Annotated in this window: 21 protein-coding genes and 1 pseudogene; 9 read left to right on the top strand and 13 right to left on the bottom strand. The window is 70.6% G+C overall.

The annotated features are described in order from the left end of the window. Window positions 1-72 precede the first annotated feature (72 nt). Both ACFYY6_RS30140 and ACFYY6_RS30135 read right to left on the bottom strand, forming a co-directional pair. Window positions 73-789 (bottom strand): VTT domain-containing protein, encoded by a 717-nt coding sequence (locus ACFYY6_RS30140; protein WP_351516975.1) that lies wholly within the window; start codon window positions 787-789, stop codon window positions 73-75. 197 nt (window positions 790-986) lie between these two features. Next, complete coding sequence (locus tag ACFYY6_RS30135) at window positions 987-1,745, bottom strand: MerR family transcriptional regulator (RefSeq protein ID WP_351516974.1); 759 nt, start codon at window positions 1,743-1,745, stop codon at window positions 987-989. Window positions 1,746-2,004: 259 nt separating this feature from the next. On the opposite strand from ACFYY6_RS30135, the pseudogene ACFYY6_RS30130 reads away from it, so the two are divergent. Together ACFYY6_RS30130 and ACFYY6_RS30125 are read left to right on the top strand one after the other, a co-directional pair. After that, window positions 2,005-2,628, top strand: a pseudogene (locus ACFYY6_RS30130) (flavodoxin family protein). A gap of 49 nt (window positions 2,629-2,677) precedes the next feature. Beyond that, window positions 2,678-4,102: a glutamate decarboxylase gene (locus tag ACFYY6_RS30125; protein ID WP_351516972.1), complete on the top strand. Its 1,425-nt coding sequence runs from the start codon at window positions 2,678-2,680 to the stop codon at window positions 4,100-4,102. Between the two features lie 96 nt (window positions 4,103-4,198). On the opposite strand, the gene ACFYY6_RS30120 is transcribed toward ACFYY6_RS30125, so the two are convergent. From ACFYY6_RS30120 to ACFYY6_RS30100, 5 genes are all read right to left on the bottom strand, one after another. After that, on the bottom strand, window positions 4,199-4,840 hold the full coding sequence (locus ACFYY6_RS30120; protein ID WP_351516971.1) for a PadR family transcriptional regulator: 642 nt from the start codon (window positions 4,838-4,840) through the stop codon (window positions 4,199-4,201). An 18-nt stretch (window positions 4,841-4,858) separates the two neighbouring features. Then, entirely contained in the window at window positions 4,859-5,410 is a 552-nt protein-coding gene (locus ACFYY6_RS30115; RefSeq protein WP_386608418.1) for a DinB family protein, read from the bottom strand. A gap of 239 nt (window positions 5,411-5,649) precedes the next feature. Beyond that, the gene (locus tag ACFYY6_RS30110) at window positions 5,650-7,107 is read right to left on the bottom strand and encodes an aldehyde dehydrogenase family protein (protein ID WP_389196579.1); all 1,458 of its coding nucleotides are present in this window, start codon (window positions 7,105-7,107) and stop codon (window positions 5,650-5,652) included. 53 nt (window positions 7,108-7,160) lie between these two features. Further along, on the bottom strand, window positions 7,161-8,045 hold the full coding sequence (locus tag ACFYY6_RS30105; protein ID WP_351516967.1) for a helix-turn-helix transcriptional regulator: 885 nt from the start codon (window positions 8,043-8,045) through the stop codon (window positions 7,161-7,163). Window positions 8,046-8,118: 73 nt separating this feature from the next. Then, on the bottom strand, window positions 8,119-8,436 hold the full coding sequence (locus ACFYY6_RS30100; protein WP_351516982.1) for a hypothetical protein: 318 nt from the start codon (window positions 8,434-8,436) through the stop codon (window positions 8,119-8,121). Between ACFYY6_RS30100 and ACFYY6_RS30095 the strand changes: the two genes are divergently transcribed. Next, on the top strand, window positions 8,372-8,935 hold the full coding sequence (locus tag ACFYY6_RS30095) for an ATP-binding protein (RefSeq protein ID WP_351516981.1): 564 nt from the start codon (window positions 8,372-8,374) through the stop codon (window positions 8,933-8,935). The two genes, ACFYY6_RS30100 and ACFYY6_RS30095, sit on opposite strands and share 65 nt — an antisense overlap. A gap of 194 nt (window positions 8,936-9,129) precedes the next feature. On the opposite strand, the gene ACFYY6_RS30090 is transcribed toward ACFYY6_RS30095, so the two are convergent. Beyond that, complete coding sequence (locus ACFYY6_RS30090; protein WP_073789582.1) at window positions 9,130-9,372, bottom strand: DUF397 domain-containing protein; 243 nt, start codon at window positions 9,370-9,372, stop codon at window positions 9,130-9,132. A 253-nt stretch (window positions 9,373-9,625) separates the two neighbouring features. On the opposite strand from ACFYY6_RS30090, the gene ACFYY6_RS30085 reads away from it, so the two are divergent. Continuing rightward, window positions 9,626-10,162 (top strand): hypothetical protein, encoded by a 537-nt coding sequence (locus ACFYY6_RS30085; RefSeq protein ID WP_388651414.1) that lies wholly within the window; start codon window positions 9,626-9,628, stop codon window positions 10,160-10,162. Between the two features lie 198 nt (window positions 10,163-10,360). On the opposite strand, the gene ACFYY6_RS30080 is transcribed toward ACFYY6_RS30085, so the two are convergent. Both ACFYY6_RS30080 and ACFYY6_RS30075 read right to left on the bottom strand, forming a co-directional pair. After that, window positions 10,361-12,526, bottom strand: coding sequence for an FUSC family protein (locus ACFYY6_RS30080; RefSeq protein WP_351516965.1), 2,166 nt, complete (start codon window positions 12,524-12,526; stop codon window positions 10,361-10,363). A 417-nt stretch (window positions 12,527-12,943) separates the two neighbouring features. Next, window positions 12,944-14,176, bottom strand: coding sequence for a DUF2786 domain-containing protein (locus ACFYY6_RS30075; RefSeq protein WP_389196577.1), 1,233 nt, complete (start codon window positions 14,174-14,176; stop codon window positions 12,944-12,946). 839 nt (window positions 14,177-15,015) lie between these two features. Between ACFYY6_RS30075 and ACFYY6_RS30070 the strand changes: the two genes are divergently transcribed. From ACFYY6_RS30070 to ACFYY6_RS30055, 4 genes are all read left to right on the top strand, one after another. Beyond that, window positions 15,016-16,047 (top strand): DUF1259 domain-containing protein, encoded by a 1,032-nt coding sequence (locus tag ACFYY6_RS30070; protein WP_351516962.1) that lies wholly within the window; start codon window positions 15,016-15,018, stop codon window positions 16,045-16,047. A gap of 366 nt (window positions 16,048-16,413) precedes the next feature. Beyond that, window positions 16,414-17,619: a cytochrome P450 gene (locus tag ACFYY6_RS30065; RefSeq protein ID WP_351516961.1), complete on the top strand. Its 1,206-nt coding sequence runs from the start codon at window positions 16,414-16,416 to the stop codon at window positions 17,617-17,619. 815 nt (window positions 17,620-18,434) lie between these two features. Continuing rightward, window positions 18,435-19,487: a type III polyketide synthase gene (locus tag ACFYY6_RS30060; RefSeq protein WP_389196575.1), complete on the top strand. Its 1,053-nt coding sequence runs from the start codon at window positions 18,435-18,437 to the stop codon at window positions 19,485-19,487. Between the two features lie 156 nt (window positions 19,488-19,643). Next, the gene (locus ACFYY6_RS30055) at window positions 19,644-21,395 is read left to right on the top strand and encodes a bifunctional 3'-5' exonuclease/DNA polymerase (protein ID WP_389196573.1); all 1,752 of its coding nucleotides are present in this window, start codon (window positions 19,644-19,646) and stop codon (window positions 21,393-21,395) included. Between the two features lie 24 nt (window positions 21,396-21,419). On the opposite strand, the gene ACFYY6_RS30050 is transcribed toward ACFYY6_RS30055, so the two are convergent. From ACFYY6_RS30050 to ACFYY6_RS30040, 3 genes are all read right to left on the bottom strand, one after another. Next, entirely contained in the window at window positions 21,420-21,848 is a 429-nt protein-coding gene (locus tag ACFYY6_RS30050; RefSeq protein ID WP_351630287.1) for a hypothetical protein, read from the bottom strand. 219 nt (window positions 21,849-22,067) lie between these two features. Beyond that, window positions 22,068-22,895 carry a carbohydrate-binding protein gene (locus ACFYY6_RS30045; RefSeq protein WP_351630284.1) on the bottom strand — a complete coding sequence of 276 codons (828 nt, stop codon included), beginning with the start codon at window positions 22,893-22,895 and terminating at the stop codon, window positions 22,068-22,070. 362 nt (window positions 22,896-23,257) lie between these two features. Then, on the bottom strand, window positions 23,258-24,625 hold the full coding sequence (locus ACFYY6_RS30040; RefSeq protein WP_351516953.1) for an alpha-lytic protease prodomain-containing protein: 1,368 nt from the start codon (window positions 24,623-24,625) through the stop codon (window positions 23,258-23,260). Between the two features lie 561 nt (window positions 24,626-25,186). Between ACFYY6_RS30040 and ACFYY6_RS30035 the strand changes: the two genes are divergently transcribed. Then, window positions 25,187-25,957 carry a phosphotransferase gene (locus ACFYY6_RS30035; protein WP_389196570.1) on the top strand — a complete coding sequence of 257 codons (771 nt, stop codon included), beginning with the start codon at window positions 25,187-25,189 and terminating at the stop codon, window positions 25,955-25,957. The last annotated feature ends 26 nt before the right edge of the window (window positions 25,958-25,983 follow it).

Genomic DNA, 25,983 nt, shown 5'->3' with positions numbered 1-25,983 from the left:
ACGCCGCGGGGGCGTACGCGCCGTACGCGTACGCCCCCGCGGGAAGCGAGTGTCGTGGGACTCGGGGCCCGGTCAGCGCTTGGCGTGGCGCCCGCGCTGGACGGCGACCGGGCCGCCGTCGGCGGCCGCCCCGTCGCCCGAAGCCGCGATACCCGCCGCCGCTTCCTTCTTCGCCTTGGAACGGGCCCGCAGGAACTCGATCGCGATCGGCACCACCGAGATGAGCACGATCAGGATGAGTATCGCCTCGATGTTCTTGTGGACGAACTCGATCTTGCCGAGGGCGGAGCCGAGGAGCGTGACGCCGACCCCCCACAGGATTCCGCCGATGATGTTGAACACGATGAACGAGCGGTAGTTCATCCGGCTCACACCGGCGATGATCGGCGTGAACGTGCGCACCACGGGGACGAAGCGGGCCAGGATCAGCGACTTCGGCCCGTACTTCTCGAAGAAGTCGTGCGCCTTCTCGACGTTCTCCTGCTTGAAGAGGCGGGAGTCCGGGCGCCTGAAGAGCGCCGGGCCCACCTTGCGGCCGAAGAGATACCCCACCTGGTCACCGATGATCGCAGCCGCGGCCACCAGCGTGCAGACCATCCACAGCGGGGACCGCAGCTGGTCCGTGGTCACCAGCAGGCCCGTGGTGAAGAGCAGGGAGTCACCGGGCAGGAAGAAGCCGATCAGCAGTCCGGACTCGGCGAAGACGATGAGAAGGACACCGGGGAGTCCGAAGGTGTTGATGAGATAGTCCGGGTCCAGCCAGCTCGGTCCGAGCGCAAGCGTATTCAAGGGTCCGGGCTCCTGAGTCGGTCGATGGCGGCTGCGTGGCCGCCGACAACTGCGTGGCCGCCCAAAGCTATCAACGCAGAATGCCGTCGTCGGGTTCCAGTCTCCCTCACGGGCGCACGGACCGGGCCAACCGGGACAAAGCGCTCCCTTGTGCGGCGCCGCACGGCCGCGCGAGGCCGCCGCACGGCCGCGAGCGACTACGAGAGGCGTTCCGCGTTGGCGACGACGGCGTCGCGCAGGTGCTCGGCCATGCCGGGCCGGATCGACTCGTAGCGGGCGCGGAAGCGCGGGTCGGACACGTACATCTCCGCGAGCGCCCGATGCATCTCGGGCGTGCACGGGTAGAACCACTTGGTGATGTGCTGCCGGTACGCCTCGACCAGGTCCATGGCGCGCGCACCGGTGGCCGGCTCACCGGCCTCCATCAGCGCGGCGTAGGCGGCGTCCCAGTCGGCCATCTCCGCCTGCATCCGCTTCCAGTCCTCCTTCGTGTACCGGGCGGCCCGACGCTGCGACTCGACGTAGGGGTCGGTGCCGCCCCAGCGGCGTTCGGCCTCCTCCGCGTGCTCCTCGGGGTCCTGGTCCCCGAACACCTCGAACTTCTCCTCCGGCGTGAGGTTGATGCCCATCTTCCGTGCCTCCATGGCTGTCTCGACGGCGTCCGCCATCTTCTGGAGCCCGGCGATCCGGTCGGTCAGCAGTCGGTGCTGGCGGCGCAGGTGGTCCTGCGGGTCCGCGTCCGGGTCGTCGAGCAGTACCGTGATCTCATCGAGCGGGAAGCCCAGCTCCCGGTAGAACAGGATCTGCTGCAACCGGTCCAGGTCCGCGTCGTCGTACCGGCGGTGACCGGAGTGGCTGCGCCCACCGGGCGAGAGCAGCCCGATGGCGTCGTAGTGGTGCAGGGTGCGCACCGTGACCCCGGCGAAGCCGGCCACCTGTCCCACGGAGTAGTCCACGACCCTCCCGCTCCCTTCTCCGCACCCGGCGCCTCCCACCCCGGGGACGCCTGAATCCCGGGTACGTTCCGATCCTGCGTCCTGACGTCACGTGAGGTGCAAGCCCGAGCCCCTCGCGGCACCGCTCGGCCAGGCCGGCCACTCGGCCGAGCGGCCGGCCGACGCGCCGGACGCCCCCATGTTCCGTATCGTCCCCTCCATAGGGATAAGCCCGGATATGTTCGGATGCGTTCCCTCGTGCCTGCCGGAGGTCTCCGCGATGCCCACGCCCGTCGACGTCGCCGCCATCCACTACTCCTCGACCGGCACGGTCGCCGCGATGGCCAAAGCCGTCGCGGAGTACGCGGAGAAGACCGGTGCGGGGGTACGGCTGCGCAAGGCCGCCGAACCCGCCCCGCAGGCCGCCATCGGCTCCAGTCCGGCCTGGGCCGCCAACGCGAGGGCGACCGCCGATGTCGCCGAGGCGTCGCCCGACGACATGATCTGGGCGGACGCCGTGATCCTCGGCACGCCCACCCGCTTCGGCAACGTCACCCCCCAGCTGAAGCAGTTCCTGGACCCCCTCGGGGGCCTCTGGCAGGCGGGCCGGCTCGCCGATCAAGGTGTACCGCGGCTTCACCTCCACCAGCACCACGCACGGCGGCCAGGAATCCAGCCTGCTGGCGCTCCACAACACGGTTCACCACTTCGGCGGCATCCTGGTCACCCCCGGTTGCACGGAGCCCGTGAAGTGTGTCGACGGGGATCCGTACGGCACCTCGCCCGTTTCGGGGCAGGGCGACATCCCGGTCGGCGAGCAGACGCTGACCGCCGCCCGGATCCGGGCCGAGCGGGTCGTGAGGTCCGCCCGTGCCGTCAAGGCGGCCTCGCCGCGGAGAGTTGATCCCCCCGCCGCCCGAAGTCCGTCGAGAGCCGAGAAGGGTTGTCCGCCGATGTCTCTCCACACTGGTTCGCCCCGCGGCACGGAACCGTCCCGGGAACGCCGCAGGCTCGCCCTCAACCCGTTCTTCGGGGAGGCCGATCCGGTCGCCGGCATGGAGACGGCGCCGCCCCGCCACCGGCTTCCCGACGGGCCGATGCCGCCGTCGACCGCGTACCAACTGGTCCATGACGAGTTGATGCTGGACGGCAACGCGCGGCTCAACCTCGCCACCTTCGTCACCACCTGGATGGAGCCCCAGGCCAGGGTGCTGATGGGCGAGTGCTGCGACAAGAACATGATCGACAAGGACGAGTACCCGCGCACCGCGGAGCTGGAGCGACGGTGCGTGGCGATGCTCGCCGATCTGTGGAACGCACCCGATCCGTCGGCCGCCGTGGGCTGCTCGACGACCGGCTCCAGCGAGGCGTGCATGCTGGCGGGAATGGCGCTGAAGCGCCGCTGGGCGGCCAGGAACGCGGAACGTTATCCGGCGTCCGCCCGGCCGAACCTGGTCATGGGCATCAACGTGCAGGTCTGCTGGGAGAAGTTCTGCAACTTCTGGGAGATCGAGGCGCGGCAGGTCCCGATGGAGGGCGACCGCTTCCATCTCGACCCGCAGGCGGCGGCCGACCTCTGCGACGAGAACACCATCGGCGTCGTCGGCGTCGTCGGCTCCACCTTCGACGGCTCGTACGAGCCGATCGCCGAACTCTGTGCCGCCCTGGACGCGCTCCAGGAACGCACCGGCCTCGACGTCCCCGTCCATGTCGACGGGGCGTCCGGCGGGATGATCGCGCCGTTCCTGGACCCGGACCTGGTGTGGGACTTCCGGCTTCCCCGGGTCTCCTCGATCAACACCTCGGGCCACAAGTACGGACTGGTCTACCCCGGCGTCGGCTGGGCGCTGTGGCGCTCGCCCGCCGAACTTCCCGAGGAACTGGTCTTCCGGGTCAACTACCTGGGCGGCGACATGCCGACCTTCGCGCTGAACTTCTCCCGGCCCGGCTCCCAGGTGGTCGCGCAGTACTACACGTTCCTGCGGCTGGGCCGGGACGGATACCGGGCCGTCCAGCAGTCGTCCCGTGACATCGCCTGCGAACTGGCGGGAAAGATCGAGGAGTTGGGGGACTTCCGGCTGCTCACGCGGGGCGATCAGCTGCCCGTCTTCGCGCTGACGACCACACCGGACGTGGAGGCGTACGACGTCTTCGACGTGTCGCGGCGGCTGCGCGAGCACGGCTGGCTGGTGCCCGCGTACACCTTCCCGGCCAACCGGCAGGACCTGTCCGTGCTGCGGGTGGTGTGCCGCAACGGCTTCTCGTCGGACCTGGCCGAACTGCTCACGGAGGACCTCCGACTGATCCTGCCCGAACTACGCCGTCAGCCACATCCGTTGAGCCACGACAAGCAGGCGGCGACGTCCTTCCACCACTGACGTCCGCCACTGACGTCCGCCACTGATGTCCGCCGCTGACGTGCGTCACCGGCCTCCACCACCCACTTCCGACCGGTCGCTCGCCCTTCCGCCCGGTCACTCGTCGTCGCCGGGATCCTGGACGCCGGTCGCGTACGGATTCTCCTGCCCCTCCGCGAGCACGCCGACGAACGGTTCGCCCTCCCCCGCGAAGCAGTACGCCCCGCCCTCGATCCGGGCGATCAGCCCGCGCGTCCACTCGGCCCCCGCATCCGCCGAGTGGACCCACATGTTCATGATCTCGCCGATGTGCCCGAGCGCTTCGGGCCCGGCCTCCGGCGTGTAGTACTCCGTGACCGATGCCCGCCAGGCCGCGAGACCGGCCACCCGCTGCCTGAGCAGCCCGATCACCTCGGACCGCTCCAGGTCGACCATGCCGCCGAGGCCCGCCGCCAGTGCGTCCGGCTTCTGGTCGTACGAGGTCAGTGCCTCGCGCAGCAGTGCCAGGTACTCCTCGTTCCCCCGCTCGGTGATCTCGTACTCGGTCCGGGGCGGGCCGCCCACCGTGCTCGGAGCGGTCTCGTGGGCGACCAGCAGCCCCTGCTTCGCCATCTGCTTCAGCGCGTGGTAGATCGATCCGGGTTTGGCGTTGGACCACTCGTGGGCGCCCCAGTACTCCAGATCGTTGCGGACCTGATAGCCGTGCGCCCGCCCGTGCTGACGCACCGCGCACAGGACGAGCAGCCGGATCGCGGACATGTCACGCACCCCTCCTGATCAACTTTGACCAGCGTAACCCCCCGCCTTGGCGACCAGCTCGAGCGCGGTGCTGCCGTCCAGGGACTCCCGGATGATGTCGGCATGTCCGGCGTGACGCGCGTGCTCCTCGACGAGGTGGAGCAGCAGCCAGCGCATCGAGACCCGCCCCTCCTTGGGGAACCAGGGCGCCGCGGGAAGCGGGAAGGTGTCGTCCAGGCTGGGCACCGAGCGGATGAACTTCTCGACCTGGACCGCGATGTCCTCCCAGGACTCCAGCATCCCCTCCACGGTCTCGTCGTCGGCGAGCCGGAAACTGTCCGCCCAGGTCTCCTGGTTGCGCGAAGTCTCGCTCGGCCGCTGCTGGGCCATCCGCAGCCAGTTGAGCTCCGTCTCGGCGACGTGCTTGAGCAGCCCGCCCAGGGACAGTTCGCTCGCGCTGGGACGGCTCGCCGCCTGCTGCGCGGTCAGACCGATCAGCGAGCGACGGATCGCGCCGCGCTGCGCCTCGACGAAGGAGAGAAGCGCGCCGCGCTCGTCACCGAAAGCTTCTGCGGGAACGTGAGTGACCATGATGTCCACCTCGGGAACCGTGCCGGATTCTGCTTGTTCTTCCTGACGCCGGTCACGTTAGGACCCCAAGAGGTCAGATCCTGACCTCATTGCGCAACGGGCGCCCGACGACGCCCGACCGACGCCCGATGGATGCCCTGACCGGCGTCCCCATGGCCGCCCCGGATCGGCGCGGCCCCGGAACAGATGCACAGCGTCCCTCGGAACCCACAGCGGGCACGTTCCCCGCAGCGGGCACCTCAGAAGGGGAACGCGCTCCGCCCGTGCTGGATGGACATCCACGTCTGGGTGGTGAAGGCTTCCACGGCCGCCTCGCCGTTCAGCCGGCCGACCCCGGAGGACTTCTCGCCGCCGAAGACCACCAGCGGGTCGTCCTGGACGGTGGGCCCGTTGACGTGGAACATCCCGCTGACCACGCGCCGCGCGAACCGCACCCCGCGCTCGACGCCACGGGTGTGGACGGCGCCGCTCAGACCGTACGGGGTGGCGTTGGCGATCCGTACGGCTTCGTCCTCGCCGTCGAACGTCATCAGGACCACCACCGGGCCGAATATCTCCTGGGACAGCAGCGGGGAGTCCTCCGGCAGCCCGGTGAGCACGGTCGGTTCGACGAGGTTGCCGCGCGTACGGCCCCGTACGGGCGCGGTGGCCCCCTCGGCGAGGGCCTGGTCGACGAAGGCGGTCAGCGCGTCGGCCTGGAACGTGTCGATGACCGGGCCGATCTCGGTCCGCGGGTCGCGGGGGTCGCCGGTCCGCAGCGCGGCCACCCGGGCGGTGAACTTCTCGGTGAACTCCCGCTCGACACGACGGTCCACCAGGACGCGGTTGGCGGCCATGCATACCTGGCCCTGGTACATGAATCGGCTGAAGACGGCGGCGTCGACGGCATGGTCGACGTCCGCGTCGTCCAGCACCACCAGGGCGCTGTTGCCGCTGAGTTCGAGGATCGTGCGCTTGAAGTGCCCGGCCGCGACGGCGCCGACGTGCCGACCGACCCGGTCCGTACCCGCGAAGGAGATCATCTTCGGCACGGGGTGCTCGATGAACGCGTCCCCGATCTCGGCGACATCGGTGATCAGCACGTTGAGGAGTCCTGCGGGCAGCCCGGCGTCCTCGAAGATCTTCGCCAGCAGCACACCGCCCGAGACCGGGGCGTTCTGGTTGGGCTTAAGGACGACGGCGTTGCCGAGGGCGAGAGCCGGAGCGACGGACTTCATCGCCACCAGGAAAGGGAAGTTGAAGGGGCTTATGACACCGACGACGCCTATCGGCCTACGGTGGACGCGGTTCTCCTTGCCGTCCACCAGGGAGGGCAGAATGCGGCCCATGGGGCTCAGCGCCAGCCGTGTCGCGTCGCGCAGGAATTCCTTGGCGACGTGGATCTCCTGCTCGGCCTTGGAACGGATGCCGCCCAGTTCGTCGATGATGACCTCGACGATCGCTTCGTGCCGCTCCTCGATGATGCGCAGCGCACGTTCCAGAATTGCCCGGCGCCGGTACGGTCCCGTGGCGGCCCAGGACTCCTGGGCGCGTTCGGCGGCGCGGTAGGCCAGGTCGACCTCGCGCGCGGTGGCGATGGTGATCGCGGCGAGTTTCTCACCGTTGTAGGGATTGAAATCGATGATGTCCCACGAGCCGGTTCCGGTCCGCCACTCACCGTCGATGTACTGGTCGGCCAGCTCGTAGAAGAACGACATACGATCCCCAACTCAGGTGCAGACTCCCATCGGACCGTCATCGTAACGATGAATCAGGTGAGTTGGAGGAGACCACGAAGGAGATCGCGGCTCTCCTCGGGACCCGGACTGTCCTTGTGCAACCGCGTCATGGCCTTTTCGTACTGAGCGACTTCTTCGGCCTTGTCCAGATAGAGCGCACTTGTCAGCTGCTCCAAGTAGACGATGTCCGACAGATCGGATTCCGGGAATCGAAGCATGGTGAATGAACCTCCCTCTCCCGCGTGTCCGCCGAAACTGAAGGGCATCACCTGAAGCAGGATGTTGGGGTGTTCGGACATTTCGATGAGATGCCGCAATTGCCCGCGCATCACTTCGCGGTCACCGTACGGCCGGCGCAGCGCCGCCTCGTCCAGCACCGCGTGGAAACGCGGCGCGCGTTCGGATACGAGGGCCTTCTGGCGTTCCAGCCGCAGCGCGACGCGGCGTTCGACCTCGACGGCGGGGGCGTCACCGCCCATCCCCCGGGTGACGACCGCGTGCGCGTACGCCTCGGTCTGCAACAGTCCGTGGACGAACTGGACTTCGTACACCCGGATGAGCGACGCCGCGCCCTCCAGGCCGACGTACGTCTGGAACCACCCCGGCAGCACGTCTCCGTAACTGTGCCACCACCCCGCCACGTTGGCCTCGCGCGCCAGACCCAGCAGGGCCTCGCGCTCCGCCTCGTCCGTGACTCCGTAGAGCGTGAGCAGATCCTCTACGTCCCTGGCCTTGAAGCTCACCCGTCCCAACTCCATGCGGCTGATCTTGGATTCGGATGCCCGGATGGAGTAGCCGGCCGCCTCGCGGGTGATCCCACGCGAGTCACGCAATCGCCTGAGCTGTGAGCCCAGCAGGATGCGCCGCACCACAGATCCACTCGACTCGCCTGCCGCCACTGGTCCGGTCCTCCCCATCGCTTCCTGGACAAGGGGCCGCCCCCAGAACCCCAAGTGCCGGATTCTGCCACCAAAACGCTTCGCCCCGTACTCATTCGATTACGCAGACGGGAAGGGCTTCGTAAAGCTGTGAAAATCCCCGCAGGAAGAAATGACCAAGAACCGGCACGGGATCGGACAGGTCCGGCGCGTGCACGTGCATCTGCCCTTGCATCTGCTCGGCGCATTCGGAACGATGGCCATCGCGCACCTGCGTGCTCGTTCGTGTTGTGCCGCTGTACCCCGTAGTACCGATACAGCCGCGAATCCCGGGAGTGCCTCGCATGGGGACGAATGGATCGACGATGCTCGCGCCGTTACGGCAAGGGCTTCCACCCATCGATCCCTCAGCCGTCTCCGGCTCGGCCACCTGCACCTTGCCCGCCCGCTACGAAGCCGTGAGCGGGGCGCGACGGTTCACCCGGACGACCCTGACCGGCTGGGGGCTGGACGACCGCTTCGACGACGTCGCCCTGGTCGTCTCCGAACTCGTCACCAACGCACTGCGCCACGCGCTTCCCTCGGACATCGCACCGGAACCGCAGGAACCACCCGTACGACTGCACTTGATGCGTTGGAGCTCACGTCTGGTGTGCGCGGTGCGCGACCCCAGCCAGGAGAGCCCGATCGCCTCGGAGGCGGCGGACTCCGCGGAGTCCGGGCGCGGTCTCTTCCTGGTGGAGTCCATCAGCGACTCATGGGGCTGGTACCCCTCCCCCTTCCTGGGCGCGGAGGGCGTCGGGGCCGGGGTGATGCCGCGCGGGAAGGTCGTCTGGGCGCTGTTCCGGCTGTCCGGGTGCCCCGAGGCCGCGTCGGCGGCCCCCCGGGTGCCGTACACCCGTGTACCGGGCGGACAGCTGACGAGCTGACGACTGGCCGTCGACCGGGACACCCTGACCGCAGGGGACAGGGCCGTCCGGCGACGGACGGGCCATCGCCCGGCGGGCGGCGGCCGGGACGATCGAGTGAACAGTCGACGGGTGACACTGCCGACCCCACCGGCCCGCGCGACGCCCGCTCTGCTTCGAACTCCGGTCTACGCGAGGCCCGTTGAGGGTTCGGCTCAGCCGCCCGCGACGAGATGGTCGAACTCGCCGTCCTTCACGCCGAGCAGCAACGCCTCTATCTCGGCCGGCGTATAGACCAGGGCCGGACCGTCGGGGTGGCGCGAATTCCGCATCGCCACATCTCCCCCGGGCAGTTTCGCGAACTCCACACAGGATCCTTGAGAGTTGCTGTATCTGCTCTTCTGCCAGACGACTCCGCGAAGCTCTGTGGCCGCCATGCCGTTGTACACGTGGTGCACAGGACGCTCCCCGAGTTACAAGGTGCAAGTGTCAACTGTCTCGGATCATAACCTTGTTCAGATATCCATGCATGAGCAGATGCATGAGCGGATGCACGTGCACACAAGGTGTTCCCACGATTACAGACTCAGACGCAGGAAGAGGCATCCGGGATGCCTCTTCGGTTCGCCTACCCCGCCTCGGCCCGCCCATCCCGATACCGCGCACTGGTAGCTTGGCGCGGTCTTTATGCCGTACGAGGGGGAATTCCAGATGTGGAAAGTCGTACGCTCCGGCGCCGTGATCGCCGCCGGACTCCTCACCGCGCTCACGCTGGCCGGCTGCGGCGGCGGTGACGGGGGCGACGGGGGAAAGAACGGCCCGGGCAACGGACAGGACGCCGGGAAGACCGGCCGGGCTCCCGGCGGCGACGGCTCCGGAGACGATACCGGGGACGGGCCGGGGAACGGTTCGGGGAGTGGCTCGGGGGGCGATTCGGCCAACGGCGCCGGGGCGCTGGAAGGGGCGTGGGCCGGGAAGACCGACGGCAAGGCGGTGGTCCTGTCCGTCGCGTCCGGGAAGGCGGTGCTCATCACCGAGCAGGGCGCCTGCACGGGCGAGGTGCGGGCCACCGGCAGGGTGACGCTGGCACTCAAGTGCGCCGACGGAAGCACCGGCCGCACCGACGGGACCGTGGAGTCCGCCGACGGCCGGACCATCGTGGTGTCCTGGTCCGCCGGCACGAAGGACACCCTGGCGAAGACCGCGCCAGGGGCGCTCCCGGGCCTGCCCGACCTGCCGGATCAGTAGAACTTGCCTGACCAGTACAACTTGCCGCACCAGTGAACTTGCCGCACCGGTGAACTTGCCGGACAAGTAGCCCCCGGCACAGTAGGTCCTGCCGGACCAGCGGGACCTACTGGACCTGGCGGGTCCTGCCCGGACCCGCCGGGCCTACCGGGCCCAACCAGGTCCCTGATGTCTGGGCGGCAGGTCGGCCACCGGGCTTCAACCCGCCTTCTTTCCAGGAGGGTTGCCACCCGGCGCACCGTCCAGCCCTCGCGAGAACTCCTCCAGGGCGTCGAGCAGCAGCCCCGCCCCGCTGCGTACGACCGGGTCGGTGTCCCCCTCGGCCGCTTCCTGCCGCGCGTCCCAGCGCGCGAGCACCTCGCGCACCTCCGGCCAGTCCGGTACCCGCCGCTCCCGCACCTCCTTCGCGGCCCGCTCGGTGGACCGGCGCAGCGCCTCGGCCAGCGGCCCGGCCTCCGGTACGGGGGTGGCGGCGCCGCACGGGAGATGCGCCTCCAGCAACATCGCCACCCGCCCGAACTCGGCCAGGGCGTGTTCGGTGTCGTCGGCGGCGGCACGGGAGAGACCTCGGCTGCGCACCGGTTCGTGCTGGGCGGCGGCCACCGCCTCCTGCCAGGCGATCCGGGCCTCACGGGTGTCGAGCAGGGCGGACCGCACCTCGTCGGGTCCGCGCTCGGCCGGTACGGCGTACTGGCCGACGACCGTGGCGGCGTACTTCCCGCCCGCCTTCAGCCAGTCACCGAGCCTGCCGGGCAGACGCGGGGTCTCCCAGGCCGGGTAGACGGCGTACGAGATCATCGCGAGGAGGCCGCCGACGAGGGTGAGGATCACCCGCTCATGCACGGTCTGCGACCAGTTGTCGCCGCCCATGCCCAGCAGGAACACGACGTAGGCGGAGACGCACACCTGGCCGACGACGTACCCGGTGCGCATCAGCAGGTACATCAGCAGGGCGCAGCACACCGCGAGCACCGCCGAGAACGTCACACCGGGGTGGGCGGTCCGGACGATCGCCGTCGCGAGCGAGACCCCGACGATCGTGCCGCCGAAGCGGGCCACGGCACGTCCGTACGTCTGGGAGAACTCCGGCCGCATGGCCATCACGGCCGCCATCGGCGCCCAGTAGCCGTGGCCGAACGGCAGTGCGGTGCCGATGAGATAGCCGACGGCGGCGACAACGGCGACCCGTACGGCGTGCCGCAGGATCGGGGAGCCGGGACGCAGTTCGGCGCGCATGGCCCGCCCCACGACGGGGACCAGACTCAGCAGCGTCGGGCGGCGACGGTGCGGGCGGTGCGGGGAGACCGGGGCCTCCTCCTCCCCCGCCGCTCTGAGGGCCTCGACGGCCTGTTCGGCCCGGGCCTGGTCCTCCTTCGTTCCTTCGCCCTCGGCGGTCTCGATGACGTCGGACAACAACGTGTCGAGCCGGTCGGCGGCGCGGCGGGGCGGGCCTTCGAGGAGGGAGCCGGTGTCGGGGGTCTTCAACGCGGCGACGGCCGACGGGGACAGCTTCACCGGGTCGCCGTGGCGGATCGCGCGGGCCGCCGAGTCGAGCACGGAACCGGCGGCGGCGAGAAGTTCGCGGACCCGGTCCCGCTCGGGGCCCTCGGGCGGTACGCCCATCGCGGGGTCCGCGAGCGAGGCGAGCACCGGCCTGATCCGCTCGGCGACACCGCGCGAACCACGCAGCTCCGGCGGACGACGGCGGGCCTGCCAGGGCGTGACGGCGGCGGCACTGCGAGCGGTCATCAGCGGCACCGGGTCGAAGGGGGCCAGCGGGTCATGGCGCAGCCGGCGGGCGTAGTCGGCCTCGGCGGCCAGTGCGTCGGAGAGGGCGTCGCGCTGGGCACCCCATCTGCGGACCGGGAAGAGCACGATCAGGGTCGCCTGCACGACGCCGCCGAACAGGATCACCGCGGCATGCACGGCCGAGTTCGCGACGGAAGTGGGCAGGGTGACCGTCACCAGCATGATCGCCACGTTGGACGACGCGATGAGCCCGCCCGTCGGCCCCGCCGCCCATGCCAGGCCCGCGAGAAAGGTCCAGAGCACCAGCAGAGCCAGGAACAGCGGCAGGTGGGCACCGGTGAGGTAGCCGAGAAAAGTCGACACGGCGAGGCTCGCCCCGGAGACCAGGGCGAGCACGGGCCGGGGTCGCCAGCTGCGCTGGAACGTGGCGATGGCGGCCTGGAACGCGCCGAACGCGGAGCTGGCGGCGACGACCGGCCCGAAGAACACGAGGCTGATCCCGATGACGAGGGCGAGCCCGGCCGCACCGCGGATCGCGATGAGCGGTTCGAGACGCCGCCGCTCGATCGTCAGCCCCGAGCGGGCCGTCTCCTTCAGCGCCCGGAGCCAGCTCATGCCCAGAGCGTAACCGGAATTATCCTATTTGCCCGAGTTGCCCGACTTTGGAGCCGTGCCCCTCGCACCCGTGCTCCGTGACACGGTGTCCCGTGATCGGACCGTTCCCCGCAGCCCGGTGTCCCGCGATCGTCCGGTGCTCCGCGGCCCGGCGGGTCCCGTGCTTCAGACCCGTGGTCCGAGGTCGTGTGGTCCGGCGCCACGTGCCCCGGTGGTCTCCTGGCCCTGTGGTCCCGTGACCTGCTGGTCCCGTGACCGGTGTCTTCAGGACGGGTCCAGGGGCCCGGTATCCCGGCGCCATGGCACCACCACGCCCAGGTACACCGCCGCGCGCCCGGCCTCTTCCCCCTAGTGCTGTGACCGGGAAGGTTCACCGGCTCGCGACGCCCGGCAAACCTTCCCGGTCACAGCACTGGCTCACTTCCGCCTCCCCGACCCGCGGCGCGCCCCGCGCCCGTCGGGGAGGCCGGGGCCCGGGCCGCCCGTCCTGGCACGGTCCGCGGCGGCCGTTCCGTCGTTCCATCCGTCGAGGTCGGGGACGCCGCGGACCCTGGTGGTCGTGGTCTGCGGGAACATCCGATCGGCGGCTTCCGTGACGGCGACATCGCGAGCCGCGAGGACCGGAAGCAGCCGGGCCGCCGACGCGTCTTCGCCCCCGGCCCCGGCCCCGGTCCCGGCTTCCGTCTCGGCCTCGGCCCGGGCATCGGTGACGCGGGCGGTATCGGCCGCGAGGCGGTCGCCCAGACGCTGGGCGTACGCCATGAGGAAGGACTGCCGGAACGTCTTGGTGCGCTTGCGCCCACCGGCCCGTTGCCCGGCCTCCGCCTTCGTCATCGCCGCCGTGCCCTGGACGAGCAGGGACGTGTACAGCAGTTCCACGGCTTCCAGGTCCGGCTCGAAGCCGACCACGGTGGAGAAGCCGAGGTCGCCGTTCCACACCGCGCGGCAGCGGTTCGCCGAGGCGACCGCGTCGAGCAGGATCGCCCTCGCCGTCTCGTACGGAGCGTCGACCCCGATGCGGCACGCGCCGGGGGCTTCCGCGCTGTGAGTACGGGCGGCGAGCAGGGCCTCGTCGATGGAGTGCCGGGCCATCAGCTCCTGCGCCTTGGTGGTCAGGGCCTCCGCTTCCTCGGGGTAGCCGGTCGCCTCCGCCTTGGCGAGCAGGGCACGGATGCGGGTGAGCATCCGGGGTTCGTCGTGGGCGGGCGGCAGGGGCCGCACGAGGGGGGAGGTGCCGGGCGGCGGGCCGACGGGTTCGATGGCGGGGAGCCTGAGCAGCAGGCGGTAGAGCCCGAGGAGGGCGGAGGCGTAGGAGAACCGGTCGGGCCGGTTCCGGGCGGGTGCGTCGGGCAACCTGTCGATCTGCCCCCGCCAGCGGGGCGGAAGCCCCTCGTACCGTCCGGTCTCCGAAACGATCAGCGCTGCGACAAGTCCGACGGCCGTCTCGTCGAGTTCGCGACGGACGAAACGTATGAGGTCGGCAGGCTGCCAGCCGCGTTCCCAGGCTCGGCGGACGAACTCCTCGCCGCGCCGGACGAGCTCCGCGTCGGCCGCCGGCGCGGCGGCCAGGAGCGAGGCCCCGGTGTCGAGACCGGCGTCGCCGTCCGAGTAGAGGGCCGCCGCGAATGCCTGGTCGATCACCGATTCCATGAGGTCAGCGTAGGCAGAGCGCCGGACGGGCGGGATGCCGGACGGGTCCGGCCCGCGACCGCCGCGGCGGTCGTACGATCACCGCGGCGGTCGCGGGCGACCTGCCCACATCTCCATCCACAACCTGTGGATATTCAACTTCCACACACATCGTCCACATCCCCGGACGCGGCGCCGCCCCACGTACTCCGAACCTCCATGCCGCCCTTGTGCGTCGAGCGCGAGCACGGCCGACGGGCTACGGAACGTCCACGACGGTTCGGATCACGGTACGCGAGCCGGGGCTCGCCCGGAGCGAACTCGAACGTCAACTCTGCTTGCCGCACAGGTAGTTCGGTGGAACGTGAGGCAACATAAGGCGCCAGGAGAGGCACGGTTTCCTGATCCCTGTTTCGCGATTCTGAATCTTTCGTCCGCCGGGACGGGAATTGCGAGAGGGGCGGCCACGCGGAGATCGGCCCGCCCGCCTCGGGGGTGAAATCCCGTATACGCAAAGGGCAGGGGTGAGCCTGTACCAGCACACCTCGTCCCGGGCGATGAAATCGCGCTCGACCCCGGAGGCGAGCCACCGCAATGCATCCGCCTGCCGCTCACCGCCATCGGCCCACGTACGCACCTCGGCCCCCCGTCGAGGGCCACCCGCCGCCACCCCGCCTTCTTCTGAGGTTCGGTCAGTTGCGACAGGCCCCCGTGAGGGAGCCGCGCAGGTTCGTCGCTGCGTCCCGGCAGAGCACCCGGTGGGGCCATTGGGCCATCCGGCCCGACCCGCTGACGATGTATCCGCTTTCATCCTTTTATCCAAGTTTCACGTGTTTTCATCTCGCTATGGAGGCGATCACGTGAAGACCGACAGCAGGACCGGAGACCGACAGCACGACACGAATGCACGGGCGTTCACATCACGACGCCGAGTGCTGGCGGCAGCGGCGCTCGCGCCGGTGCTGACCGCCGCAGGGGCGCCCACCGCCACCGCCGCCACCGGCAACAAACTCACTGAGCGCACCAACCCGCACGGCGGGCGGGTCTCGCCGGTGCCCACCGCGCTGGAGGACTGGGCCGGTGTGGCACGGGCGCTGGGTCGCGCGGGCAACATGCTGCGCGGGACGATCTACCACACGGGCTTCCCCCGGCGGGACCTGCACGTGATCTCCGAGGGGGTGAACGTCACGCCGGGGCTCGCGCTCGGCACGCACGTGGCCTTCGTCCGCTACGCCGACGGCAGCACGATGCTCATGGGCGACGTAGCGGTCACCGAGGACGAATTGCAGCGGGTGACCGACGCCTGGCTGGCGCACGGGATCGGGCAGACCGCGCTTCACAAGCACCTGCTCGCCCAGACCCCGGACATCTGGTGGACCCACGTCCACGCGCATGGCCACGACCCCGTGGCCATGGCCCGTGGCCTGCGCGCCGGGCTCGACCGCACCGGCACCCCGCCCGCCCGGCCGCCCCGGCCGTCGGCCCCGGTCGACCTGGACACCGCCGGAATGGAGGCGGTGCTCGACACAAAGGGAACCGTCGAGGACGGGCTCTACAAGATCCTCTTCGTCCGCCGCGAGACGATCGCGGACGGTCACCTGATCCTGCCGCCCGGCCTGGGTTCGACCAGCGCGTTCAACTTCCAGCCCCTGGGCGGCGGCCGGGCCGCGCTCAGCGGCGACTGCGCCATGCTCGCCGACGAGACACCGGCCGTGTTGAAGGCCCTGCGGCGGGGTGGGATCAAGCTCGTCGAGCTGCACAATCACCACCTCGCCGAAGACCCCCGCCTGTTCTTCACCCACTTCTGGGCCGTGGACGACGGTGTCGCGCTCGCCCGCGCGATCCGGCCGGCCCTGGACGCGACCAACGTCGTACCGGCCCCGATCGGCTGAGCCGCCCCGCACCCGTACCCGCACTGCCGGTATGGCCACCGCGACACGCGCCCGCCCGTAACACCGCGAGCGCCGACCCGGCACATCCCGGCCCACCGAACCTCACCCCGCCCTACCCCGGTCCCCTCCACCCCGACCCACTCCGCTTCGCCGCGCCCTCCCCGCGCGCCGGATCCGCCGGTCCAGCGAACCCGGACACCCCCGGCCGTGGGATCCGTTCTGCATATGGACCAATATATGGACCAATCGGACCCCGACGGCGCGTGCCCTCGCGGGAGACCGGGCACCCATGTTCCGTCCGGCCCACCCGCCCCTCCTCCACCTCCTCGAACCACCCCGTCAGCCTTTCTCCCTCTGGAGCTCCGCATGGAACCAGCCACCGGCGCCCGGCTCTGCCCGTTCGACTACGCCGAAGCCCTCGAATTCGACCCGGTTCTCAGGCACTTGATGACCGAAGAACCCGTCTCCCGCATCCGGTTGCCTCACGGCGAAGGCGACGCGTGGCTCGTCACCGGCTACGACGATGTGCGCACGGTGACCACCGACCGGCGCTTCAGCCGGAACGCCATCATCGGCCGGAACTTCCCGCGCATGACGCCTGAGCCGATCGTGCAGGACGAAGCGATCAACGTGATGGACCCGCCGGACAGCAGCCGGCTGCGCAGCCTGATCTCCAAGGGCTTCGCCCCCCGCCACATGGAACGCATGCGGGTACGCACCCAGCACGTCGTGGACGAGTTGCTGGACCGGATGGAGGAGCACGGCGCCCCTGCGGACCTCTTCGCGCATCTGGCCGACCCGCTGCCGCTGACCACCATCTGCGAGGTGCTCGACATCCCGGAGGGCGAAGACGCGCAACTGCGCGCCCATGCCCGGACCATGATGGACACCACCGTCGAGAACCGGGACAACGCGGTACGGTCCAAGGCCGACCTCCGCGCCTATTTCCAGAGGCTGACGGCGGAGCGCCGCGCGAACCCCGGCGACGACCTGATCAGCGCGCTGGCCACGGCGCGCGACGGGGACGAGATCCTCAACGACCAGGAACTGACCGTGATGGCCATGGTCCTGCTCATCACCGGCCAGGACACCACCACGTACGAGATCGGAAACATCTGCTACACGCTGCTGACCAGGCCCGACGAGCTGGCCATGCTGCGCGAGCGCCCCGAGATGCTGCCGCAGGCCATCGACGAGATGCTGCGTTTCATCCCCTTCCGCAAGGGCGTCGGCATCCCCCGGGTCGCCACCGAGGACGTGGAGCTGAGCGGGGTACTGATCCGGGCCGGGGACATCGTGCACGTCTCCTATCTGACGGCCAACCGCGACCCGCGGAAGTTCGACCGCCCCGACGAGCTGGACCTGGAGCGCGAAGGCCCGTCGCACATGACCTTCGGCTGGGGCGGCCACCACTGTCTCGGCGCGCCGCTCGCCGCCACGGAACTGGAGGTCGCCCTCGGAACGCTGCTCAGGCGCTTCCCCGCACTGAAACTGGCGACGCCCGCCGAGGAAGTGCGCTGGAACAAGACCTCGATCTGGCGCTATCCGCTCGAACTGCCCGTCACCTGGTAACCGGTCACCCCCTACCCGGTCGGCCGGTCACGGGTCGGCCGGGCACACCGCGGACGGCCCCGGCCTGTCGTCGGCGTCCTCTCTGACATCGTCGGCCGTCGTTCCTGGCGTTGCCGAAGTCTTCTCCGACGTCGTCGGCGTCTCCTCTGACGTCATCGGCCGTCATTCATGGTCTGTCGGTCGCCGCTTCTGGCGTTGTCGGTCGCCGTCCCCGACGTCGACCGTCACCGATGATGCGGCCCGGCGAAGCGCCCGGCAACCGGAAGGGCCCAGGACTGGCCCCAGTACAAACACGGCCCGGGAACGGGTCCCCTGCGCGCGCAAGGCGCCACCGGGCACATCAGGCACATCAGCCACTCCGGGCCCGCGCCGAGCACCCCAGCCACGCCGGGCCCACTCCGCGATCCCGTCGCGCCCACCCCGCCCTGCCCGTCCCGCCCCCGTTCGCCCCATCTGCTTCGTCCTCACCGCCCTCGCCCCGCCACAGCACGGCGGGCGGCGAGGGCGTTCGGCATCTCGACATGCGGCTCCGATCCGCCTGCCGTAGCGTGTTCCCGACGGCCACCCAAGCCGTGGCGGATCAGGATCCGCCCACGAACGGCGAGAACTCAGTCTTCGACGGTCGGCCCGTCCGCGCCCGCTCCAGGGGTATTGAGACCGGCGCGGGAATCCCCCACAGTCCTCCTCGCACGACGCGGTGCGCCGGGGTCATGGTGGGCGGATCCCGCCCTCTCCCTCCGTCTCCCGCCGTCGGCGGACACTCCTCGACCGTTCCGGGCCCGGCCGTGTAGACCAAATCCGCTAGGAGGAGTTCCATGGCGGTTCTCTGCAAGCCGGCAATCGAGGTCCCCGAGTACGTCATCACCAACGAGGAAACCCTCGAACTGGCTCGACGGCTGCACGGCGACCACCCACAGCTCGGCCTGGTCCTGCGCCTGATCGAACACACCGGGGTGCGGAAGCGGCACCTGATCCAGCCGATCGACAAGGTGCTCCAGCACCCGGGCTTCGACGCCCGCAGCGTCACGTACGAGCAGCACACCAAGGCACGCGTCCCGGCTGTGGTACGCCGGGCACTCGATCAGGCCGAACTGGAACCGCGGCAGATCGACTTGATCGTGTACGTCTCCTGCACCGGGTTCATGATGCCGCCGCCGACGGCGTGGCTCATCGGCGAGATGGGCTTCCAGCCGGAGACGCGTCAGCTGCCCATCGCCCAGCTCGGCTGTGCCGCGGGCGGCGCTGCCCTCAACCGCGCCCATGACTTCTGCCGGGCGTACCCCGACGGCAACGTCCTGGTGGTCGCCTGCGAGTTCTGCTCGCTCTGCTACCAGCCCACCGATCTGGGCGTGGGCTCCCTGCTGTCCAACGGGCTGTTCGGCGACGGCATCGCCGCCGTCGTGCTCCGGGGCCGAGGCGGCACCGGGGTCCGGATGGAACGCAACGGCTCGTACGTCATCCCGGACACCGAGGACTGGATCTCCTACGCGGTGCGGTCCACCGGGTTCCACTTCCAGCTCGACAAGCGGGTGCCCGGAACGATGGAACCCCTCGCCCCGGCCCTGAACGCGGTCGCCGAGGAACACCAGTGGAACGCCGGGAAGATGGACTTCTACATCATCCACGCGGGCGGTCCGCGCATCCTGGACGACCTGAGCCGCTTCCTCGATGTGCCGCCCGAGGCGTTCCGCTTCAGCCGCGCGACACTCACCGAGTACGGCAACATAGCCAGCGCGGTGGTGATCGACGCTCTCGGCCGCATGTTCGACGAGGGGTCGGCCCTGGAGGGCCACCGCGGCCTGATGGCGGGCTTCGGGCCCGGCATCACCGCCGAGATATCGCTGGGCACCTGGACGACGGACTCGTAGCCGTACGCCGTCCGGCCCCGTCGGCCTCTCCGGCGCGGGAAGCCGGTGACGGGACGGGGGTGAGGTCCAGGGCCTCACCCCCGTCCCGTCACCGTACGCATCCAGTATCCTCACTGTCCGTTTCCGTTGTCGGTGGTGGGTGCCAGACTCGACAGCATGTCCGAACGTTGGGCCCTGGCCACCACGGAGAACGGCGGCGCGCTCCTCGCCCCGCTGGACGCTTTCGGCGTGCCCACAGGACCGGTCCTGGCCGAGCCCGACCTCGTGACGGCCGTCCGCTCCCGGCCGGAGGTCACGCGCTGGGTCTGGCGTTCCACCGCCGAGACGTACCCGCGGCTGCTCGCGGCGGGCGTGCCCGTGGACCGCTGTTACGACATCGAGGTCGCCGAATCCCTCCTCCTCGCCCATGAGGGCCGCCTGGGTGAACCCCGCTCCGCTGCCGCCGCCCACGCCCGCCTGCACAACGCCCCCGTGCCTCCCGATCCGCCACCCCGCGCCGCCGAGCCCGGCTCCCAGTCCGCCCTCTTCGAGCCGCGTCCCGGCACGGACCTGCCCTTCGAGGACCTGATCCAGGTCTACGCCGACCAGCTCCGCCGTCACGACGCCACCGCGCACCCGGGCCGGATGCGCCTGCTGACGGCAGCCGAATCGGCCGGGATGCTGGTGGCCGCCGAGATGAACCGGGCCGGCCTGCCCTGGCGCGCCGACGTGCACCGGGAGGTGCTTCAGGAGCTGCTCGGCGAGCGTTACGCGGGCGGCGGGGAGCCGCGCAGACTGGCCGAGCTGGCCGACGAGGTCTCGGCCGCCTTCGGCAGACGCGTCCGCCCCGACCTCCCCGCCGATGTCGTGAAGGCCTTCGCGCAGGCCGGGATCAAGGTGAAGTCCACGCGGCGCTGGGAGCTGGAGGAGCTGGACCATCCGGCGGTGGCACCCCTCATCGCGTACAAGAAGCTGTACCGCGTCTGGACGGCGCACGGCTGGAGCTGGCTCCAGGACTGGGTGCACGACGGCCGTTTCCGCCCCGAGTACCAGCCGGGCGGCTCCGTCAGCGGCCGGTGGACGACCAACGGCGGCGGTGCGTTGCAGATCCCCAGGGTGATACGGCGGGCGGTCGTCGCCGACGAGGGCTGGTGCCTCGTCGTGGCCGACGCCGACCAGATGGAGCCCAGGGTGCTGGCCGCGATCTCGCGCGACCCGGGCCTGATGGAGGTGGCGGGCCACGGCGGCGATCTCTACACGGCCCTGTCCGACCGGGCGTTCCACGGCGACCGGGAACACGCCAAGCTCGCCCTGCTCGGCGCCATCTACGGCCAGACCTCGGGCGACGGCCTGAAGAACCTCGCCGCCCTGCGCCGCAGGTTCCCTCAGGCCGTGGCCTATGTCGACGAAGCCGCGAAGGCGGGCGAGGAAGGGCGCCTGGTACGGACGTGGCTGGGCCGGACCAGCCCGCCCGCGGTCGGTGGGGCGGAGGACGACGAGGCCGGCATCCCCCAGGAGGAACCCGCACACCTCTCCGCGGACAGAGCCGGAAACGGATCCGCTCTCGGGTCCCCCGACGGCTCCGACACTGCCACCGGCGGCGGGTTCACGCCCGGCTACGCGTCGTCCAGCGCCCGCGCGCGGGGCCGATTCACCCGCAACTTCGTGGTGCAGGGCAGCGCCGCGGACTGGGCGCTGCTGCTCCTGGCCGCCCTGCGCCGGGCGATCGGTTCCGCCGGGCTCCGGGCCGAACTCGTCTTCTTCCAGCATGACGAGGTGATCGTGCACTGTCCACGCGAGGAGGCGGAAGCGGTCGTGGAGGCGATCCGGGCGGCCGGTCACACAGCAGGACGAACGGTCTTCGGCGAGACACCGGTGCGATTTCCGTTCACGACGGCGGTGGTGGAGCGTTACTCGGACGCGAAGTAGGGGCCCGCATGCCGACGGCTGACGTCAGCCGGGGCCTGCTCCGGGGCCCGGGTTGGGACTGGTGTTGGGCCCGGTGTCGGTACCGGTACCTGGGCCGGTGTCGGTACCGGTGCTCGGGCCGGTGTCGGCGCCAGTTCCGAGGCCGGTGCCGGTACTTGTGCTGGTGTCTGTCCCGGATCCGGAAGCATCGGCCTCCCGCCGTTCGGCCACGTGCTGCCGTCCGGCCACGTCCTGCCGTTCGGCCACGTGCTGTCCTTCGGCCATGTCCCGCCGCCCCGGAGCCGTGCCGGGGGCCGGGCCCGACGCGGGGCCGTCATCGAACCCGGCCAGGCCGTGATCGTAGTGCGCGGGACGCAGATGCTGATGCCGGTGCCGGGTGTTGAGCAGGTGGATGACGAACGCCGCGATCGCGATCATCGCCAGGACGACCACGACATTGATCAGGGTGTTCATGCGTCACGGCCTCCCTCGACGTGCGGGCCGACACGAACGGCTCACCCCACCGGGAAGCCGTACATCCCCAGGCTACTCCGCGGCCCCGGCGCCGCCCCCGGACGGCCGACGGCCCGGACCGGAAGAGGTTCCGGTCCGGGCCGGGTGCGGCGCGCACCCCGCGAGGGACACCCCGGCACACGCCGCAGGGCGGTGGTACACCCCTGCCGTGCTGCGCGTCTACCCGCGTTCCCACAATGCGGGGACGTTCGGCGGCTCCCAGCCCGACACGGCCGAGTGCGCCTGCAGACAGCGGTACGCGACCCCGCCGTACGTGACGCGGTCACCCGCGTTGTAGGACGTCCCGGCCTTCCACGTCGAGCCGGGCGGATCGGTGGGCGGGACGGACGGGCCCTGGTCGACGTCGAGCACGAAGTCGAAGGTGCCCTGTTGCCCGGAACCGACGTTCCGGATGTTCATCAGGAGCGCCGGGTCGAAGATGGCGTCGGTGTTGTTGCGCGGCTCGCCCGGGAAGTAGAGCTGCGTCGTCAGGATGCGCGAGCCGGGCGCCTGCGCCTTGACGTGGATGTGCCTCGTACGGCCCGGGTACAGCCCCGGCACGATCGTGGTCAGGGAGAAGGCCCCGGACTGGTCGGTGAACTGGTGGCCCCGGAAGGCGAACCCGTTCATGTCGTACGCGCCGTAGGTGTCGGCCTGCCAGAAGTCGAGGAGCACTCCCGGGATGGGCTTGCAGGACCGTCCGAAGACATAGCCGCTGACGGTCAGGGGGGTGCCGGGGGTCCCGGAGGTCACCAGGCTGGTGCGGAGTGGGGAGTTGGGTTTGAAGTACGGACCCTCGATCTGCTCGCGCGTCGGGCCGTCGCCGTCGCCGCAGTACGGAGTGGGGGCGAGGGTCTTGCCGCTGCCGCCCGCGTCGCGGGCCAGCGCCACGCCACCACCGGCGAGCAGCGGGACGGCGCCGGCGACGAGGGCGGCCTTGAGAACGGACTTGCGGCTGATCCGGCGGTCCTCGCCGGAGTCCTCGGGCACCTCAGGAGCTGGAGTCATGGCTGATTCCTCGGTATGGGGGAAGGACAAGTGCATGACATAGAGCGGAAAGCGCGGGAAGCACGGGTGGTACGGCTGGTGCGGGAAGCACGGGTAGTGCGGCTGGTGCGGGAAGCACGGGTAGTGCGGCTGGTGCGCGTGAGTACGGGTAGTGCGGGTGAGTACGGCTGGTGCGCGCCCGCCCGGCCGGGAGGCGCGAGCGCGAGCCGGGCGGGCGGGCGCGGCAACGATGACGGACCTCGTCGCGGGGGCACGGCCGTGGGATGTGCCCTGCTCCGCGATCCGTCGGGCGGACGGACCCCTTGCCGGAGTCCGCCGGGCGGGGTCCCTTCCGGGCCCGCGCACCGGAGCCTGCGGAGTCGTCAGATCCGCTGCCAGAGAGCCGGCACGTTCGGCGGCGTCCAGCCGGACTGGGCCAGGTGGGCCTGGAGGCAGCGGTAGCTGTCGGAGCCGTAGGTCACGACATCGCCCGCCGCGTAGTTCGTCCCGGCCGCCCAGGTGCCGCCCGGGTTGGTCGGCGGGTCCGTCGGGTCCGGCGGGTCGGTCGGGGTGCCGCTGGTGACCAGGGTGACCCCGTACGCCTGGAGGGCCGGGTTCACCGGCTGGAAGTACGTCGTACCGCCCTGGGAGCAGTTGCCGGAGCCGCCGGAGGTGACCCCCTGCGCCTGGCTGCCGGAGATGAACGAACCGCCGGAGTCGCCCGGTTCGGCGCACACGTTGGTGCGGGTGACCCCGGAGACGGTGCCCTCCTGGTACGTGACGCTGGTGTTGCGCTGCTGGACGGTGCCGCAGTGCCAGCCGGTCGTCGAACCGGAGCGGCAGACCGAGGAGCCTTCGAGGGCCTCGGTGGAACCGGTGACCGTCACGTCGCCGTTGCCGTACCCGTTCACCAGGGCGCGCGGCGTCCAGTTGGTGTTGGTGGCAATCCACGAGTAGTCGCGTCCCGGGAAGGTGGAGCCCTGGAAGGAGCCCTGGGCCTGCTGGTTGTAGCCGCTGGTGCTCACCCCGGGCGTGCCGCAGTGACCGGCGCTGACGAAGCCGGACTGCGTGCCACGCTTCACGGGGAAGCCGATGGAGCAACGACCCTGCCCGTTCATGTGGTACGCGTCGCCGCCCCGCAGATCCGCGAACGTGCGTGGTTGCTCGGTAGCCTGACGCACCATCACCAGCTCGTGCGCGACCTTGGCGGCGGCCAGGAAGGTGTTCGCGGCCGACGTGTCGGCGGCCTGCACGACCACGCGGTTGGTGGCGATGTCGACGTACCAGACGGGCACGCCCTGGGGCGCCTCGCGCAGTGCGACCCGGTCCAACGCGGCCTTCGCCGCGTCCAGTTCGGCCAGGCTGTGCTCGACGACGACCGCCTTCGCGCCGGCCTTGCCGATCCGGGCGGCCTGCCCGGCGTCGGTGGTGGAGACGGTCAGGGCGGCATCGTCACCGCTCACCCGCGCTCCGGCGAAGTCCGCACCGAGAGCACGCTTCAGGTCGGCCGCGACGGTCGCGGCCCGCGACTCCTGGCCGATCCGGGCGCGCGCCTCGGTCTCGGTCAGTCCGAGATCACGGTGCATCGCCTTCAGCAGACCCGGCGAAAGCTGCTTGGTGGCGGGGGTGGCGGCCTGGGGGGCGGGATCGGCGGACGCGTTGCCGGTCAGACCGGCCAACGCGAGCGTGCCGACGGCGACGGTGGCGGTACACGCGGCCAGAGCACGTCTGCGGAGGATGGATCTCTCCACGGAACTCTCCTTGACTTCGGGGGAATTGCCGCCAAGGTAGCCGCGTACACGTCAGGCCAAGGAGATCCCGTTCTCCCCCTCACTTCGCGTTATGGGGTCCGTGACCAGCGAGGTCACGGACCGCAGGGTCGGCGCGACGACCGGCGCCGTCACCGGGAGAGGCGTCGTAGGGACAGGCGTCGTAGAGAGGGGGCGCCGTCGGGACAGGCGTCGTAGGGAGGGACACTGCGAGGCCGCGCGTCGAAGTGCCGTCGTTCGGCCGGAGGTCGGTTCGTGCGGCGTCCGTCCGGTGCGTACGACCGCGAGGCGGCGGATCGTCCTCTCACCGGACGCACGAGGACGACTACGACAACACCGCGAACTGCCGCAGCTGTCGTCGTGTGCCCGTAATCCCTGGTGGATCAGCGCGCGGCGTCGGATGCGGTGCATCGTCAGGCGGAGGTCGCCGCTGAACTCATACGCGCCGCTGAACTCGCATGCGTGGCTGAACTCGCACGCGCCGCTGAACTCGCACGCGCCGGTGAACTCCCCGTCGCACGCGCCTACCCATAGGTTCGTCCCATGCGAATAGGTGAGCTACTGGGTGCCGGGCGCACCGCCGACGTGTACGCGCTCGACGAGAACTGGGTCCTGCGGCGCAACCGCGACGGGCTGGACGCCACCCATGAGTGGGCGGTCATGTCCTACCTCAGCGCACACGGCTACCCGGTCCCCCGGCTCGGTCCACGCGACGCCACGACGGCCCCCTGCGACCTGGTGCTGCGGCGCCTGACCGGCCCGACCATGCTGGAGTCCCTGGAGTCCGGCGACCTCACCGCGTCCGAGGTGGCCACCGTACTGGCCGGGCTCCTCGCCGAACTGCACACCGTCCCGGCGCGGCTCTCCCCGCAGCCCGAGGATCGGATCCTCCACCTCGACCTGCACCCGGGCAATGTGGTGCTGACGCCCCGGGGACCGGTGGTGACCGACTGGAGCGACACGGCGGAGGGCGCGCCTGCCCTGGACCGGGCCATGACGGCCCTGATCCTGGCCCGGACCGCGGTCGATCCCCGGGCCAGGGACGCGGCATCGGCATGCGCCCTCGCCCTGCTCAACGCCCTGGTGCCGCACTTCTCCGCCTCCGGCGGCATGCCCGCCGCCCACCTCGCGGAAGCCGCCGCACGCCGCACCGCCGACGCGACGCACGGCGGTGCGGCTCACAAGAGGCACGACAGCAACAACAGCCACGACGAGGACGGCGGGGACGTCAGGGCCCGCAGGAAGCGCAGCGACAGCAGGGACGAGGCGGACCTGTTCGGCCGTGCGGTCGCTCTCGTCACCGAGGTGATGTGACACCACGACACCGGCACGCCGCACCG

The organism is Streptomyces sp. NPDC001750, from assembly GCF_042892615.1.
In the GTDB taxonomy this organism is placed as follows: Bacteria; Actinomycetota; Actinomycetes; order Streptomycetales; family Streptomycetaceae; genus Streptomyces.
This window is presented reverse-complemented; position numbering and strand designations above follow the sequence as displayed.

What these genes read in the sequence shown, in the direction of transcription:
- ACFYY6_RS30055 (WP_389196573.1), top strand. Translation starts at nt 19,644, where the DNA reads ATGTCCGAACGTTGGGCCCTGGCCACCACGGAGAACGGCGGCGCGCTC.
- ACFYY6_RS30120 (WP_351516971.1), bottom strand. Translation starts at nt 4,840, where the DNA reads ATGTCCGCGATCCGGCTGCTCGTCCTGTGCGCGGTGCGTCAGCACGGG.
- ACFYY6_RS30045 (WP_351630284.1), bottom strand. Translation starts at nt 22,895, where the DNA reads ATGACTCCAGCTCCTGAGGTGCCCGAGGACTCCGGCGAGGACCGCCGG.
- ACFYY6_RS30060 (WP_389196575.1), top strand. Translation starts at nt 18,435, where the DNA reads ATGGCGGTTCTCTGCAAGCCGGCAATCGAGGTCCCCGAGTACGTCATC.
- ACFYY6_RS30105 (WP_351516967.1), bottom strand. Translation starts at nt 8,045, where the DNA reads ATGGGGAGGACCGGACCAGTGGCGGCAGGCGAGTCGAGTGGATCTGTG.
- ACFYY6_RS30095 (WP_351516981.1), top strand. Translation starts at nt 8,372, where the DNA reads ATGCTCGCGCCGTTACGGCAAGGGCTTCCACCCATCGATCCCTCAGCC.
- ACFYY6_RS30115 (WP_386608418.1), bottom strand. Translation starts at nt 5,410, where the DNA reads ATGGTCACTCACGTTCCCGCAGAAGCTTTCGGTGACGAGCGCGGCGCG.
- ACFYY6_RS30125 (WP_351516972.1), top strand. Translation starts at nt 2,678, where the DNA reads ATGTCTCTCCACACTGGTTCGCCCCGCGGCACGGAACCGTCCCGGGAA.
- ACFYY6_RS30035 (WP_389196570.1), top strand. Translation starts at nt 25,187, where the DNA reads ATGCGAATAGGTGAGCTACTGGGTGCCGGGCGCACCGCCGACGTGTAC.
- ACFYY6_RS30075 (WP_389196577.1), bottom strand. Translation starts at nt 14,176, where the DNA reads ATGGAATCGGTGATCGACCAGGCATTCGCGGCGGCCCTCTACTCGGAC.
- ACFYY6_RS30085 (WP_388651414.1), top strand. Translation starts at nt 9,626, where the DNA reads ATGTGGAAAGTCGTACGCTCCGGCGCCGTGATCGCCGCCGGACTCCTC.
- ACFYY6_RS30110 (WP_389196579.1), bottom strand. Translation starts at nt 7,107, where the DNA reads ATGTCGTTCTTCTACGAGCTGGCCGACCAGTACATCGACGGTGAGTGG.
- ACFYY6_RS30065 (WP_351516961.1), top strand. Translation starts at nt 16,414, where the DNA reads ATGGAACCAGCCACCGGCGCCCGGCTCTGCCCGTTCGACTACGCCGAA.
- ACFYY6_RS30050 (WP_351630287.1), bottom strand. Translation starts at nt 21,848, where the DNA reads ATGAACACCCTGATCAATGTCGTGGTCGTCCTGGCGATGATCGCGATC.
- ACFYY6_RS30080 (WP_351516965.1), bottom strand. Translation starts at nt 12,526, where the DNA reads ATGAGCTGGCTCCGGGCGCTGAAGGAGACGGCCCGCTCGGGGCTGACG.